The organism is Entomomonas asaccharolytica (assembly GCF_016653615.1).
In the GTDB taxonomy this organism is placed as follows: domain Bacteria; phylum Pseudomonadota; class Gammaproteobacteria; order Pseudomonadales; family Pseudomonadaceae; genus Entomomonas; species Entomomonas asaccharolytica.
The window spans coordinates 1,909,407-1,923,664 of sequence record NZ_CP067393.1 but is presented as its reverse complement, the minus strand read 5'-3'; the positions used below and the strand labels follow the sequence as shown (position 1 = coordinate 1,923,664).

The 14,258-nt window shown below is 35.9% G+C and carries 17 protein-coding genes; 10 read left to right on the top strand and 7 right to left on the bottom strand.

Translation table 11 applies throughout. The features are described from left to right. The first annotated feature begins 161 nt into the window (after positions 1-161). Together glyA and JHT90_RS08840 are read left to right on the top strand one after the other, a co-directional pair. Positions 162-1,415 carry a serine hydroxymethyltransferase gene (gene glyA / locus JHT90_RS08845; protein WP_201090420.1) on the top strand — a complete coding sequence of 418 codons (1,254 nt, stop codon included), beginning with the start codon at positions 162-164 and terminating at the stop codon, positions 1,413-1,415. 81 nt (positions 1,416-1,496) lie between these two features. Next, the gene (locus JHT90_RS08840; RefSeq protein ID WP_201090419.1) at positions 1,497-2,489 is read left to right on the top strand and encodes an MFS transporter; all 993 of its coding nucleotides are present in this window, start codon (positions 1,497-1,499) and stop codon (positions 2,487-2,489) included. A 44-nt stretch (positions 2,490-2,533) separates the two neighbouring features. On the opposite strand, the gene JHT90_RS08835 is transcribed toward JHT90_RS08840, so the two are convergent. The 7 genes from JHT90_RS08835 to JHT90_RS08805 form a co-directional block, all read right to left on the bottom strand. Next, positions 2,534-3,091, bottom strand: a complete 558-nt coding sequence (locus tag JHT90_RS08835; protein ID WP_201090418.1) for a hypoxanthine-guanine phosphoribosyltransferase — start codon at positions 3,089-3,091, stop codon at positions 2,534-2,536. A gap of 74 nt (positions 3,092-3,165) precedes the next feature. Continuing rightward, positions 3,166-3,729, bottom strand: a complete 564-nt coding sequence (locus tag JHT90_RS08830; RefSeq protein ID WP_201090417.1) for a Smr/MutS family protein — start codon at positions 3,727-3,729, stop codon at positions 3,166-3,168. A gap of 443 nt (positions 3,730-4,172) precedes the next feature. Further along, complete coding sequence (locus tag JHT90_RS08825; RefSeq protein ID WP_201090416.1) at positions 4,173-5,267, bottom strand: calcium:proton antiporter; 1,095 nt, start codon at positions 5,265-5,267, stop codon at positions 4,173-4,175. A gap of 21 nt (positions 5,268-5,288) precedes the next feature. Then, positions 5,289-6,050, bottom strand: coding sequence for a tRNA (cytosine(32)/uridine(32)-2'-O)-methyltransferase TrmJ (trmJ, locus tag JHT90_RS08820; protein WP_201095820.1), 762 nt, complete (start codon positions 6,048-6,050; stop codon positions 5,289-5,291). A gap of 30 nt (positions 6,051-6,080) precedes the next feature. After that, positions 6,081-6,722, bottom strand: coding sequence for a uracil phosphoribosyltransferase (gene upp / locus JHT90_RS08815; protein WP_201090415.1), 642 nt, complete (start codon positions 6,720-6,722; stop codon positions 6,081-6,083). Between the two features lie 166 nt (positions 6,723-6,888). Continuing rightward, on the bottom strand, positions 6,889-7,296 hold the full coding sequence (locus tag JHT90_RS08810) for a pilin (RefSeq protein WP_201090414.1): 408 nt from the start codon (positions 7,294-7,296) through the stop codon (positions 6,889-6,891). An 84-nt stretch (positions 7,297-7,380) separates the two neighbouring features. Next, positions 7,381-7,959: a Maf family protein gene (locus tag JHT90_RS08805; protein WP_201090413.1), complete on the bottom strand. Its 579-nt coding sequence runs from the start codon at positions 7,957-7,959 to the stop codon at positions 7,381-7,383. Positions 7,960-8,156: 197 nt separating this feature from the next. Here JHT90_RS08805 and JHT90_RS08800 point away from each other — a divergent pair, with 197 nt between their 5' ends. The 8 genes from JHT90_RS08800 to acpP all read left to right on the top strand — a co-directional run bounded on the left by JHT90_RS08800 (position 8,157) and on the right by acpP (position 14,114). Further along, on the top strand, positions 8,157-8,534 hold the full coding sequence (locus JHT90_RS08800; protein ID WP_201090412.1) for a hypothetical protein: 378 nt from the start codon (positions 8,157-8,159) through the stop codon (positions 8,532-8,534). 197 nt (positions 8,535-8,731) lie between these two features. Then, entirely contained in the window at positions 8,732-9,262 is a 531-nt protein-coding gene (locus tag JHT90_RS08795) for a YceD family protein (RefSeq protein WP_201090411.1), read from the top strand. Positions 9,263-9,275: 13 nt separating this feature from the next. After that, the gene (rpmF, locus tag JHT90_RS08790) at positions 9,276-9,464 is read left to right on the top strand and encodes a 50S ribosomal protein L32 (protein ID WP_201090410.1); all 189 of its coding nucleotides are present in this window, start codon (positions 9,276-9,278) and stop codon (positions 9,462-9,464) included. 2 nt (positions 9,465-9,466) lie between these two features. After that, positions 9,467-10,504 (top strand): phosphate acyltransferase PlsX, encoded by a 1,038-nt coding sequence (gene plsX, locus JHT90_RS08785; protein WP_201090409.1) that lies wholly within the window; start codon positions 9,467-9,469, stop codon positions 10,502-10,504. Positions 10,505-10,721: 217 nt separating this feature from the next. Continuing rightward, positions 10,722-11,843, top strand: a complete 1,122-nt coding sequence (locus tag JHT90_RS08780; protein ID WP_201090408.1) for a sel1 repeat family protein — start codon at positions 10,722-10,724, stop codon at positions 11,841-11,843. Between the two features lie 156 nt (positions 11,844-11,999). Continuing rightward, on the top strand, positions 12,000-12,941 hold the full coding sequence (fabD, locus tag JHT90_RS08775) for an ACP S-malonyltransferase (RefSeq protein ID WP_201090407.1): 942 nt from the start codon (positions 12,000-12,002) through the stop codon (positions 12,939-12,941). 10 nt (positions 12,942-12,951) lie between these two features. Continuing rightward, on the top strand, positions 12,952-13,695 hold the full coding sequence (gene fabG / locus JHT90_RS08770) for a 3-oxoacyl-ACP reductase FabG (protein WP_201090406.1): 744 nt from the start codon (positions 12,952-12,954) through the stop codon (positions 13,693-13,695). Between the two features lie 179 nt (positions 13,696-13,874). Continuing rightward, positions 13,875-14,114 (top strand): acyl carrier protein, encoded by a 240-nt coding sequence (gene acpP / locus JHT90_RS08765; protein ID WP_201090405.1) that lies wholly within the window; start codon positions 13,875-13,877, stop codon positions 14,112-14,114. Positions 14,115-14,258: the final 144 nt, after the last annotated feature.

Here is a 14,258-nt window from a genome sequence, read left to right as displayed (position 1 = left end):
TTTATAAAGCTAGTATTAACTATAGATTAAAATAGTGAATAAAAAAATACTGCATGATGATTTCTGATGGAATAGATGAAAAGCTTTCATATACGCAGAGATAAAATATAGGTTAAAATAGCTCTTTTATTATCAATATTAGCCTATGTTAGAGGATTGCTATGTTCAGTCGTGATTTGACTATCGCTCGCTTTGACCCTGAGATCTATGCGGCTATGGAGCATGAAGCTCAACGCCAAGAAGATCATATTGAATTGATTGCTTCAGAAAATTATACAAGTCCAGCCGTAATGGAAGCACAAGGCAGCGTGTTAACTAATAAATATGCTGAGGGCTATCCTGGTAAGCGTTACTATGGTGGTTGTGAGTATGTTGATATTGTTGAACAGTTAGCGATTGATCGGGCTAAAAAACTATTTGGTGCAGATTATGCCAATGTGCAACCTCATTCAGGTTCACAAGCGAATAGTGCTGTTTATATGGCCTTATTACAACCAGGTGATACTGTATTAGGTATGAGTTTAGCCCATGGTGGCCATTTAACTCATGGGGCTACTGTAAGCTTCTCAGGAAAAATTTATAATTCTGTACAATATGGTATCACTGATGAAGGCTTTATTGATTATGATGAAGTAGAGCGTTTAGCGGTTGAACATCAACCAAAAATGATTATTGCTGGTTTTTCGGCTTATTCGCCTATTCTTGATTTCTCACGTTTCCGTGAAATCGCTGATAAAGTGGGTGCTTACCTCTTTGTAGACATGGCGCATGTTGCTGGTTTAGTAGCTGCTGGTGTTTATCCTAATCCATTACCTTTTGCTGATGTAGTGACTACCACTACCCATAAAACATTGCGTGGCCCTCGTGGTGGCTTAATTTTAGCGCGTGCGAATGAAGCCATAGAGAAAAAGTTAAATTCAGCAGTATTCCCTGGCGGTCAAGGTGGTCCATTAGAGCATGTAATTGCGGCTAAAGCGATTTGCTTTAAAGAAGCAATGCAACCTGAATTTGTTGAATACCAAAAACAAGTAATAGCTAATGCTAAAGCAATGGCGCGCGTGTTTATTGATCGTGGTTTTGATGTAGTGTCAGGCGGTACAGATAATCATTTATTCTTATTAAGTTTGATTAAGCAAGATATTACAGGTAAAGATGCGGATGCTGCGCTAGGCCGTGCCCATATTACAGTTAATAAAAACTCAGTACCCAATGATCCACGTTCACCTTTTGTAACTTCTGGTTTACGTATTGGTACGCCAGCAGTAACTACCCGTGGTTTTGGTGGAGCAGAGTGTATTGAGTTGGCTAATTGGATTTGTGATATTTTAGATGATATTACTAATGAGTCAGTAATCGAGCGTGTACGCGCCCAAGTACAACATATCTGTGCACGTTTTCCTGTTTATGGTAAATAATTAGTCGTTGTTAAATAAAGTAGTAAGGGGATATAAGATTATATCCCCTTTTTTATTAGTTAGGTTTAGGAAGTATAAATAATGCAATTTGAGCAAAGTAGGTCTGAAATAAAATGGACATGGGCGGATTTAGTTAGTAGTTATCGTTTTTGGGCTTTATTTATCTTCTTTATAACAGTAATGATGGTTAATGCTAGTTTAGGTAATGTAATTTCTTATTTACGTATAAATTATGGTATTCCAAACGTAATAATTGGCACTTCAGTATCTATAAAACTGCTCTTTACGATTATCGCGATTTTACCTGCTTGGCTAGTGAGTCGGACAAAATATTATTATCCGCTTTATTTATTTGCTATTCTTATGGTAATAGGGTTGTTGTTATTAAGTTTTGCAAAAGATGGAAATAATCTAATTTTTGTAGCAATGGCATTATTAGGTTTATCAATAGGTAGCGTAAATTTATTAATCCCTGCTTATATTGCTCGAGCGGTGAATAGTGTTGAAGTATTTATTCTGTCATTTGGTGTAATTAGTATAACTAATATGCTCAATGGTACATCTATGACATTTGTTATGAGTAACCTGATAAGTCAAGCGGTTCCTTTTAATACCATTATCATTTTTTTAGTTATTTTAATTATAATAGGTACGCTATTTTTATTACCTGTGAAAAAATGTTTGTTTAATGAACACCCCAGAGTACGAGAAGTCCCACCTGAAACACCACGTAATGTAAACGCATTAGTCACATTGTTATTGTTTTTTGTGCCATTCTATTTCATCTTTTGGTTTTATAGAGTGCATAAAGATATTCGAAATTTCTCCCAGTCAGCAACACTTTTAACACCATTAGGTGCAGGCCTCTCATCCATATTTATGCCTTTTGCAATGCCAATTATGCTTTCCATATTAAATGATGTGATACGACAAAAATTATTAGATAAGGGAAAGAAAGGTATGTTTAAAACAGGGTTAATCATCGCGATAGGTTTATTTTTGCCACCTATTGCGGCTGCAATGGTTCAATCAGAGGTTAACAAATTAGCTAGTGTAGAAAATAATAATAGTTAATAAAGTGATATAGCGAGGTTTTTAATAACCTCGCTGAATAAATACTATAAACCTTTGACAGCAAAAATACCTGGGGCATTACGCCAGTAGCCTTTATAATCCATACCATAACCAAAAATAAAGCGATCAGCACATTTTAGGCCTGTGTAGTTGGCAGAGAAGCCAGGAATAGCTTTACGATTATGGTCTTTATCGATTAACACGGCTGTGTAAACAGCGTTAGCACCTGCGTGTTGGCAATATTGAATGATGGCTGAAAGGGTATGGCCTTCATCAAGAATATCATCAATAATAAGAATATCTCGATCAATAAAAGATATTTCAGGTTTTGCCTTCCAAAATAGTTCACCACCATTGGTTTCATTTAAGTAGCGAGTGGCGTGAAGGTAAGACACTTCTAATGGAAAGTCTAGCTGTGGTAGTAGTTGCCCAGCAAAGATTAAACCACCATTCATAACACAAAAAGCAATAGGGTTTTTATCAGCAAGTTCGTTGGTGATTTCGCTAGCTAATCTATTAATAGCTGTATCAAGTTCAGCTTTGGTATAAAGACAGTCCGCTTCAGCTCGTACTTGTTGAATGGTTTCCATATCAAGACTCATGGATATTTTACCTTTACAATATGATAGAGGAGGTGGCTATTTTACATTAATAGTCGATGATTAATAGTGTTTTATTATTCATCGCGACCTTCTAGCATGGTGCGTTTTAATATAATATAAACAGCACCAGTGCCACCGTGCTTAGGTTGGCAAGAGCAAAAACCAAGCACCTGCGGGTGTTGCCGTAACCACGTATTAATATAGCTTTTAATAATCGGCTTGGCTTTATCTTTACGCAAGGCTTTACCATGGGTCACTCGGACACAGCGTATTTCTAGTTTGGTTGCTTCGTCTAAAAATTCCCATAGTAATTTTCGCGATTGATCAACTGTTAGGCCATGTAGATCAATGCTTCCTGCAAAGGGAATTTGGCCTGCTTTTAGGCGACGCATTTGGGCTTCTTGCACACCATTATTGGCCCAATAGAGAAACTCTTCAGGTTCTACATCTATAACAAATTGGTCTGATAAACCATCAATAATATTTTCTTTAGTCAGTGTATTTGCCGCATTTTCTCTTAATGTTTTAATGTGTAGTTTATCTTTTGTTTTTTTAGAAATATCAGCTTTATCGTATTTGATAGGTTTAACACCTTTCATTTCCGCTTTAAATAGTGAAATATCATCATCTTCTGCCATAGCTTACTCTTTTACATAGCAATTTTTAAAGAATTGTATTATAGATAGGTTAAGGGCAAGAATGATACTTGATTAGTAAATAGATGTTTATCATAAAGTAAAATAATAAGTCATATTATTGTTGTTTTTTAGACTAAAATAGAGTTATAAATTACTTGCTTTATTCACATGACCTGAAAATACTGGCTTTATCTTGTCAAGTATAATTATTAAAAATGTTTATTTATATAAGTTATTGATTTTAAATAAGATATTTATTTGTTGTTTTTTAATCATTTTGTAGGAAAGTGAGTGTTTAGCAATCATAGGCACTTTTTTTAAACTGTTATTAACAGAGTTACCCACAGATTTTGTGGGTAAAATTTCGCGTATAAATTAATAATAAATAAGTAAAGAAATTGGATTTATTTAGCTTTTAATGCATTAAATAAATCCATAACAATTTATAAGCCAAGCACAGAGAGCATAATAAAGGTTGCAAATAATACGAAATGCGTCATACCTTCAATGGCATTAGTCTCACCATCATTGAGGTTGACTGCCGCCACAATAAGGGTGAGAAACACCATGACTGTTTGTGGAATGGTTAATCCCATGGTGATTTGATTACCTGTTAATAGTGCTACAGCTTCAACGACAGGGATAGTAAGAATAACGGTGGAAAGGGTCGCACCTAAGGCAATATTGATCACAGGTTGCATTCTATTGGCTAAGGCGGCACGCAGAGCGGTTAAAATTTCAGGACTGGCTGAAATAGTTGCAACCACTAAACCGAGCATAATAGGAGGGATATCCATGCCTTCTACCCCTACATTGAGGATTACAGACATTACCTCTGCTAAAGCACCCGTTAAGATAATACCTACTATCAGTAGAATTATTGCAGATTTAATGCTACCTGTTACTGAATGCTGTTCTTCCTGTTGGCCTTTTTTGTGTTTTTCAATGTAGTTGTAGTGGAAAAAGTAACTATGGCGCCCTGTTTGCATTTTTAAAAAGAGGGTATAGAGCACAATCATTATGCCAATGGTAAAGACAGAGTAATAAGTCCATTTATCATCAGGTAGAAATTCAGGTACTAACATAGAGATACCTACCGCAGTCATTATCATTACCACGTAGACTTTACCTGAATCATCATTATAGACTTGCTCGCCATGGCGCAAGCCGCCAAGCAAGGCGGCTAAACCAATAATGCCATTCATATCTAGCATAATTGCTGCATAGATAGTATCTCTTGCTAGGGTAGGAGAGGAGCCTTCATGGCTCATCATAATCACTAAGATGATGACTTCAACTAACACCGCCGATAGCGTTAATACCATTGTGCCATAAGGTTCGCCTATTTTTTCAGCAATAACTTCAGCGTGATGGGCAACACGAATGGCTACACCAATAATTACTATAATCAGTACAGCAGCTGCAATCAATGCTAATGCTCGACCGTTAGCGATTAAGGTATGTTCAATGCTGTAGGCAATAATGGCAACAATAAGACCAAGTATCATTAGTTTTTCATTTTTTAGCATATTTGCCATAGGTAGTTCTCTAACAATTCATTATTGATTATTTTGGGTTGATTTGAGTGTTTCAGTAAGAATACCACGCAGGATATTCATTTCCAGTTTGGTAATTTGTGCCCTATTATATAAACGACGTAAACGCGTCATTAAATGGCGTGGGCGGTTTGGATCAAGAAAGTTAACCGCAATCAGCGTTTTCTCTAAGTGTTGGTAAAATAGCTCTAATTCCTCATGGGTACAAGGTAAATTATTTTGCTGCAAGGTGGTTTCTTGTTTTTGCATCTTGGTAGGTTGCTTTTGCGCTTGCAACCATGCCATTCTGAGTTCATAGGTTAGCACTTGGACAGCCGCTGCCACATTAAGGGAAGAAAAACTATCATCAGCAGGAATATGGACATGATAATCACAGCGTTGTAATTCTTCGTTAGTAAGCCCCGCATGCTCTCTCCCAAAAACTAGGGCAACTTGTTGCTGTTGTTGGGTGGTTTCTATACTAAGATTAGCGGCTTCTTTGGGGTCTAAAATAGGCCAAGGAATTTGTCGATCTCTAGCACTAGTGCCTAATACTAAGCTACAGCCTGTTAAGGCCTCTTCTAAGTTAGCAACTGTTTGCGCGGTTTGTAGGATATCATCTGCACCTGACGCTCGAGCAGTGGCGTCAGGATGGGGTAAAGCATGTTTGGGATTAACCAAAAAAAGTTGCTTTAACCCCATATTTTTCATGGCTCTAGCCGTAGCTCCCATATTACCAGCATGGGTAGTGGCAACTAATACGACTCTTATAGCGGATAAGTTCATCATAATGTTGCGGTTACTAATGGAATAAACTTAAATATCTTTTTGGTGAGTTCCAAAAATCTTATCTCCTGCATCGCCTAAGCCTGGAATAATATAACCTTTTTCATTTAGGTGTGAGTCAATGGAAGCTGTATAAACAATGACATCAGGATGTGCTTTTTCTAGAGCGGCAATTCCTTCTGGAGCAGCCACTAATACCAAGGCTTTAATTTCTTTACAACCTGCAGCCTTTAACATATCAATAGTTGCAATCATAGAACCACCTGTGGCTAGCATTGGATCAATAATAAGCGCATTGCGTTGGTCAATTTCATAGGCGAGTTTTTCAAGGTAAGTATCAGGCTTTAAGGTTTCTTCATTACGAACCAGACCAATAACACTTACTTTGGCACTAGGAATTAAACCTAATACGCCATCAAGCATACCTATGCCAGCTCTTAAAATAGGAACTACGGTTATTTTTTTGCCTGCTATTTTATCTACTACTAGTTTGTTACCATCCCAACCTTCAATATGACAGGGTTCAAGAGGCATATCTTTAGTTGCTTCATAAGTGAGTAAGGCAGCAATTTCTTGAGCTAATTCTCTAAAGTGTTTAGTACTGATATCTCGATGACGCATTAAGCCAATTTTATGGCGTATAAGAGGATGGCGAATTTCATGAATAGGCATGATAGTTTCCACTATAAGCAGCAATAATGTAGAAGGCTATATTGTAGCGTTAAAATCTAAGGATTTATATTGGCCTTTATAATAATTTTAGCTATTTAAGATTTTATTCATTGACAAACTCCCTTAACTATAAGCGTCTATAATTAAGGGTATTGTATTAAATAGGTTAAATACAATCGTTAGGTAATAAATCTTTCCTTGTAACAGTAGAGGTGCATTGCCAATTATGGGTATGATTAGTAGGCAAAAGGGTAAGTATAATTTGCTTGCCAGATAAATCAGGGATGGTTGGATCATTTTTAAAGGTTAAAACAACTTGGCATTGATCGTTACTAATCACATCTTGTACATAATGAATTTTAGTTAAGGCTCTATCTCCACTGCTAATAGCATTGCTATTGCATTTCTGATGTTCTGTATAATAAGTCGCCAATTGGGTTTTAAATAAACTAATAGTTTTCATGCCTTGTACTATAGCTACTTTCTGTACCCCTTCTGTAGCATCTTCTTTATCGCCACAGCCTGTAATTATAAGGCTTGAGAGTAGCACGCTTGCAATCAATCGTTTTTTCATTTTATATTTCCTTATTAGAGTATTGCTTAATAAACGGTAGGTCATTTATAAAAAGAACGTTTTATAGTAACCAAATAAACAAGTTTAAGGAATAAATAGTTGTTCTTTTTGCAACATATCCACCAAGCGAATCAAGGGGAGCCCCATAAGGCTAGTTATATCAGAGCCTTCCATTCCCTTAAAAAAGCAAATACCCAAGCCTTCCGCTTTTATACTGCCTGCGCAGTCAAAAGGTTTTTCAATTTCTAAATATTTAGTTATAGCACTGTCTGAAAGTTCTCTAAAGTGTACATAAAAAGGAATAGTATCGACTTGTAGTGACCCTGTAGCACTATTATAGAGTGCAAGACCCGTATAAAAAATAACAGTTTTACCACTTGCCATTTTTAATTGCTTAAACGCCTGTTCAAAGTGATGTGGTTTGCCCATTATTTCACCCTCTAAGCAAGCCACTTCATCTGATCCTATAATAAGATGCTTAGGGCATCGAGTAGCCAGTGCTTTGGCTTTGCTTATAGCTAATCTTTCGGTTAACTTTGCAGGTGACTCGTTTGGCAATGGACTTTCATCTATATCGGGACTGATGGCATTAAAATCGATTTTTAAACGCTGTAAGAGTTGTTGCCGATAGCTTGAACTTGAAGCTAATACAATAGGTAACATGAGGTCTTCTCAGTATAAAGTAATGTTGAAAAAAATTTATTATAAATATTATAAAGCTATTGAATAAAATATAATTAATAATTGAAATTAAAAAGTCATCAGGGGCTGTAATTATTTTGCTGCAACAAGAATAAAGTTAATAAGATAAATACTAATATAAACATCCATTTTAAATAAAAGAGATAAGGGATTTTTGTATGAAAAGATATAAATTAACTTTGGATGTTAAGAAAGCTTTTGCAGATTTGGCTACTGTAGGAAATGCAATTGCTCAGTATAAAGATAGTGATATGACTATTGAAATATTGAATTTTGATTATCTTTTAACATTTGGTTCACAAGCGGTTATTAATTTCATTAATTGTCTTCCACTAAAAGATGAACAAGATGTTAAGCTAGAAATCAATATAAAATTGGATTATCTGGCGACTACTTGGTTTGTTTATAAACCAAATGATGGTTCTATTTCTCTTGTAAGAGATTTATTAGAACGTAAAGTCATTTTGGAGGTGGATAATTTGCCATTCAATATTATTTATGATGCTGAAAGATTAATAGAGCTAGGTAGGGTGTGAGTTACATAGTCTAATATTTACAAAAAACCTAGCTAGGATATATTGTTTTGATAGTGATTTTAAATATATCTTAGTTAGGTATATCTTTAAGTTTAATCAAAATTTTTTCTTAGAAAAAAATAAATTGTAGTAATTATTGCATTTTATACACAATTTCCTTTGACAGACAGACCGAACAACCATAAAATACCGCCCCTATGTCAAATGGCCCAATTCCACATTATATTGAACCCTATAAATTGGTTGATCGAAATGTTACTTATGAGGGTAATATTTCTTTAGCTGATTTGCCACGGTTACATGAAGCCTTAGCTTCTGATGAAGTTGATATTTATGTTAAAGTGGTTTTTAAACGTGGGGAACAACAGCAAGCATTAATGTCTGTTAGACTAGATGCTAAAGTGCAATTGATTTGCCAACGTTGTTTAGATGTGATGTCTTTTTTTACTGCTGATACTTATAATTATATGTTTATGAGTAGTGAGCGTGGAGAAATAATGTTGCCAGAAGGATATGATGCCCTTGAATTAGGGACAAAAGATCCTTTTGACTTAAAAGTATTGATAGAGGATGAGTTATTGTTAGCGCTTCCTATTATTCCAATACATGAGTTAGATGAATGCCAGCAACCGGTAGTGCTTGATGAGCCCGAACCGATTGAGAATGAGGTTACAAGGTCAAACCCATTCAGTGTTCTGGCGCAGTTAAAGCGTGACCCCAAAGCTTAGGAGTTAATGAATTATGGCTGTTCAACAGAACAAAAAATCACGTTCGGCTCGCAATATGCGCCGTTCTCACGATGCATTAAAATCTAATGCATTATCTGTTGAGAAAACAACAGGTGAAATGCACTTACGTCACCATGTAACACCAAGTGGTGTTTACCGTGGACGTCAAGTCATCGTTGAAGATCAAGATTTCGACGAATAAATTTGACTACACCAGTCATTGCTGTTGATGTAATGGGAGGGGATTTTGGCCCCTCCTGTACAGTACCTGCTTGTCTCTCATATTTAGCACAAAATCCCTCTTTAAAACTTATCCTTGTTGGCCAATCTGCTGTTATTTCACCATTATTGCCACCTTCTAGCCATGCTGTTCATTCACAATTAGAGATTGTTGATGCTACAGAGGTTGTGGCTATGGATGATCCTGTTGCTGTTGCTTTAAGATCAAAACCTAATTCCTCCATGCGGCTGAGTCTGGAATTGGTACGTGACGGTAAAGCAAATGCTTGTGTTAGTGCAGGTAATACAGGAGCGTTAATGGCATTAGCACGCTTTACCTTAAAGACAATACCAGGTATTGATCGGCCTGCGATGATGTGCTGTTTACCTACCCAAGCAAATAAAGGTTGTTATTTATTGGACTTAGGTGCCAATGTTGATTGTAGTGCTGAACAATTATTTCAGTTTGCTGTGATGGGTTCCGTGGCGGCTGAGGTGTTAGGTGTAGCACAACCTAAAGTTGCCTTGTTAAATATAGGTATAGAAAATATAAAAGGTAATCAGCAAGTAAAGCAAGCTACTCAATTGCTAGAATCACAAAATAAGTTAAATTATATTGGTTTTGTGGAAGGTGATGGCGTTTACCGTGGCGATGCAGATGTAGTGGTATGTGATGGCTTTGTAGGTAATGTATTATTAAAGTCCAGTGAAGGAGTTTTGCGATTATTAGCGAGTCGTTTAGATAATCGTTTTAAAGCAAATTGGTTAGGTAGATTAAAGGGACTTATTATGTTTTTACCGATGTTAAGGGGATTACGTAAAGATTTTTCTCCTGAGCGTTATAATGGCGCTAGTTTTCTTGGTTTGCAGGGTGTTGTAATTAAAAGTCATGGTTCAGCAGATAGTACAGCTTTTCAAACAGCATTACATCATGCTTACATGGAAGTGAATGAGGATTTACAAGCACGTTTATCCCAACAAATTAGTCTTTTGCTTGAAGATGTATTGTTGCAACCGCATTAGTAAAAATTTGGTACTCTATTGATAAAGATTACTATAAAGCATTTTGCTATTTATTGTGTAGACTGCTTTTTGCAGTATAATGAGTTATATAATTAATAATATAGATTTATTGTAATAATCAGTTATTAGTTATTTTACTTAATGGTAATAGATAATAAGTGAAAATAAATAATCTGAGTATTACAAATTGGGCTTTAGTTACATTTGAGATTAAATTATGCAAATTAACAAGTTAAACTATGGAATGTTAAAGTATTTATTAGTAGGCTTTTTAACTATTAGTACGCCAGCATTAGCACTTGACTTAAACGCTACCCATAAAGAAATTAATTTTTTAACAGTAGCGCTTCCTACTTGTGGTGAAGAGTCAGAGAATATTCCTGCTTTGCCAGAAGATCCTCGAGCAGATCTGTATTATAAAGTAGCGATGAAAATTCTTGGGCAAAATGATACGGATCACTATAAACAAATGTTTATTTTAGCTGATAAGTCGGCAGAAATGGGGCATTGGAACGCTAAATTATTAATGGCTAGTTTATATTTAAAAAACTCAAACAGTTATTACACAGAATATGATCCTAAAAAGGCTAGGATGTATATAGATAAGTTATTACAAAAGAATGTGCCTGGTGCTTTTTATGCAATGGGACAGTATAAATTAAATGGCATGCCTGAGTTTAGAAATGCCCCTATTCCTGCTTCCGTTTATTTATTTGAGGCGGCTAGATTAAATAATCCTGATGCACTGTCTGATATGTATGATATTTTTGTTAGTGTTGGTCGTATAAAAGATGCTAATGCGCTGTTGGATTGTGCAGTAAAACAAAAGCAGGGAACCGCTAGCGCACTAATGAAAAAAGCTAATGTATTAGAAGGTGAGGCTTCTACTGAAGCTGAGTTGATAGGCTCTTTTAAGTATTTATATGAAGCGACTAAAGCAGGTAATTACAATGCTATAGCAAGCTTTCCTAATAAAGAAAATTACTATAAGCAACAATATGGTAAAACATTCTTTGATAAAGAATTTTTAGAGCGCATGAGTATATTCCAAAATGCCAAAAATTCTATTTATATACATCGAGATCCTATTCGTAAAGCGCAAGGCAGGAATGATGAAGTAAAAGGTAACGCTAGTCTAACATTCCCAAATTTAGAAAAAGTTTTACCTTTCCCACCTGATGAGTTACCAGATTGGGATAGGAATATTAGAGTGGTGTTATCAGAAGATGATTTAAAGTTTTATGATACAGATTATGATTATGACGAATTAGCTAAAGAGGCAGCAGCGATTAAGATAGAGAAGCCAATAGTACCTGAAACCGCTGAGCCAAAAAAATAGTTTAAATTAGGGATATTTATAGAATAAGAAAATATCCCTATATTTTAATTATAAGCTTTTAAATAGGTAAAAATTGTTTTTATAGTATTCATCTTATTGTAAGATACGGCAAGTTTATTACAGAATTATTAATTACATTAATTGGGATAGTTATTTATGTCTGTTGTTTCTGCGTTTGTTTTTCCTGGACAAGGTTCACAAGCAATTGGAATGTTAGCTGATATTGCAAAAGAACATACAATTATTCAAGATACTTTTAAAGAAGCTTCTGATGCTTTGGGCTATGATTTATGGCAGCTAATACAAGAAGGGCCTAAAGATAAATTAGATCAAACAGATAAAACACAACCTGCAATTTTAACAGCATCAGTTGCATTATGGAGACTATGGCAAAAGCAATCAAATATTATACCATCTTATGTAGCAGGTCATAGTTTAGGTGAGTATTCTGCGTTAGTTGCTGCAGAAAGCTTACCTTTTGTAGAGGCGGTAAAGTTAGTTGAGTTACGTGGTCAGTTAATGCAAAAAGCAGTGCCTGCTGGGCAAGGTGCTATGGCTGCTATATTAGGGTTATCGGATGATGATGTAATAGCAGCATGTAATGAGGCAGCTCAAGGTCAAGTAGTCAGTGCAGTTAATTTTAATGCACCTGGTCAAGTGGTTATTGCAGGTAATATGGAAGCGGTAAATAGAGCTATTGAGCTATGTAAAGCGAAAGGTGCAAAAAGAGCATTACCATTACCCGTTAGTGTACCTTCCCATTGTGATTTAATGCGCCCTGCAGCAGAAGAGTTTGCCGCAGCATTAACAGCGGCTTCTTGGAAAAATCCTAATATTGCTATTGTACAGAATGTAACTGCTGATGTAAGTCGTGACTTACAAACGCTTAAAGAAAATCTTTTAGCCCAACTTTATAGCCCCGTTCGTTGGGTTGAGTCTGTCCAAGTGCTTGCTAAATTAGGTGTCACAGCATTAGTTGAATGTGGACCTGGTAAAGTGCTCAGTGGTTTAAATAAACGTTGTGTTAAAGAATTAGATACTTATGCATTAGAAACAACAGATGCATTTAATGCCACTTTAAATGCTTTACAATCATAGGAATAAATAGATGAGTTTAACAGGTAAAATTGCCTTGGTAACAGGCGCTAGCCGTGGTATTGGTCAAGCTATTGCATTAGAGTTAGGTGCGAAAGGTGCAACAGTTATAGGTACAGCTACGACAGAGTCTGGGGCAGCAAACATTACCCAATATTTAAAAGAAAATAATATTACAGGTGTTGGCATGGCTCTCAATGTGACTGATGAAAAATCAGTTGAAGAAGTATTAGCTAATATCAGTAAAGAATTTGGCGCGCCACATATTTTAGTGAATAATGCAGGTATTACCCGCGACAATTTAATGATGCGTATGAAAGATGAAGAATGGTATGATGTAATCGATACCAATTTAAATAGCCTTTATCGTCTTTCAAAAGGTGTATTAAGAGGTATGACTAAAGCACGCTGGGGTCGTATTATTAGCATTGGTTCTGTAGTGGGTGCAATGGGTAATGTAGGCCAAGCCAACTATGCAGCAGCTAAGGCTGGTTTAGAAGGTTTTACTCGTGCTTTAGCGCGTGAGCTAGGTTCACGTTCAGTAACTGTTAATGCAGTAGCGCCAGGTTTTATTGATACTGATATGACGCGTGAGTTACCTGAAACACAACGGGATGCTTTATTAACCCAAATCCCGCTTGGCCGTTTAGGGCAAGCTAAAGAAATTGCTGAAACAGTAGCTTTCTTAGCCTCTGATTCAGCTGCTTATATAACAGGCGCGACCATTCCTGTGAATGGTGGCATGTATATGAGTTGATTCATATCTACCAAAATAGTGTAGATTATCGTAAAATAGTAAGATTAACTTAGAGGATTTTTCTCTAGGTGTTTTTTGGAAAGGTTTTTGAAATATTACTTGATAAAAGTAATTACCTTTCTATAAAATTAGCAAGTGGCCCAGAGCCAAATTATCCAACTTAGGAGTGAAAACAAGGTATGAGCACCATTGAAGAACGCGTCAAGAAAATTGTAGCAGAACAACTTGATGTTAAAGAAGAAGAGGTTACCAACAATGCTTCTTTCATTGAAGATCTAGGTGCAGACTCTCTTGATAATGTTGAGCTGGTAATGGCTCTGGAAGAAGAGTTTGAATTAGAGATTCCTGATGAGCAAGCTGAAAAAATTACTACTGTACAAGATGCTGTAGATTATATTTCTGCAAATATCGAAGAGTAATTTTTCGCCTTTGCTTTGAAAAAAGCCGTACATCTTTGGATGTGCGGCTTTTTATTTTATAATACTATTAGAATAATCAGTTGTTTGTTGTGGTTGAATAGTAGATTTACTGCTATATTTTCTCAAAAAAAATATGCTCTAATA

Excerpts from the sequence above, each read along its gene's own strand:
- glyA (WP_201090420.1), top strand. The coding sequence starts at position 162 with ATGTTCAGTCGTGATTTGACTATCGCTCGCTTTGACCCTGAGATCTAT.
- JHT90_RS08840 (WP_201090419.1), top strand. The coding sequence starts at position 1,497 with ATGCAATTTGAGCAAAGTAGGTCTGAAATAAAATGGACATGGGCGGAT.
- JHT90_RS08835 (WP_201090418.1), bottom strand. The coding sequence starts at position 3,091 with ATGAGTCTTGATATGGAAACCATTCAACAAGTACGAGCTGAAGCGGAC.
- JHT90_RS08830 (WP_201090417.1), bottom strand. The coding sequence starts at position 3,729 with ATGGCAGAAGATGATGATATTTCACTATTTAAAGCGGAAATGAAAGGT.
- JHT90_RS08825 (WP_201090416.1), bottom strand. The coding sequence starts at position 5,267 with ATGGCAAATATGCTAAAAAATGAAAAACTAATGATACTTGGTCTTATT.
- trmJ (WP_201095820.1), bottom strand. The coding sequence starts at position 6,050 with ATGAACTTATCCGCTATAAGAGTCGTATTAGTTGCCACTACCCATGCT.
- upp (WP_201090415.1), bottom strand. The coding sequence starts at position 6,722 with ATGCCTATTCATGAAATTCGCCATCCTCTTATACGCCATAAAATTGGC.
- JHT90_RS08810 (WP_201090414.1), bottom strand. The coding sequence starts at position 7,296 with ATGAAAAAACGATTGATTGCAAGCGTGCTACTCTCAAGCCTTATAATT.
- JHT90_RS08805 (WP_201090413.1), bottom strand. The coding sequence starts at position 7,959 with ATGTTACCTATTGTATTAGCTTCAAGTTCAAGCTATCGGCAACAACTC.
- JHT90_RS08800 (WP_201090412.1), top strand. The coding sequence starts at position 8,157 with ATGAAAAGATATAAATTAACTTTGGATGTTAAGAAAGCTTTTGCAGAT.
- JHT90_RS08795 (WP_201090411.1), top strand. The coding sequence starts at position 8,732 with ATGTCAAATGGCCCAATTCCACATTATATTGAACCCTATAAATTGGTT.
- rpmF (WP_201090410.1), top strand. The coding sequence starts at position 9,276 with ATGGCTGTTCAACAGAACAAAAAATCACGTTCGGCTCGCAATATGCGC.
- JHT90_RS08780 (WP_201090408.1), top strand. The coding sequence starts at position 10,722 with ATGCAAATTAACAAGTTAAACTATGGAATGTTAAAGTATTTATTAGTA.
- fabD (WP_201090407.1), top strand. The coding sequence starts at position 12,000 with ATGTCTGTTGTTTCTGCGTTTGTTTTTCCTGGACAAGGTTCACAAGCA.
- fabG (WP_201090406.1), top strand. The coding sequence starts at position 12,952 with ATGAGTTTAACAGGTAAAATTGCCTTGGTAACAGGCGCTAGCCGTGGT.
- acpP (WP_201090405.1), top strand. The coding sequence starts at position 13,875 with ATGAGCACCATTGAAGAACGCGTCAAGAAAATTGTAGCAGAACAACTT.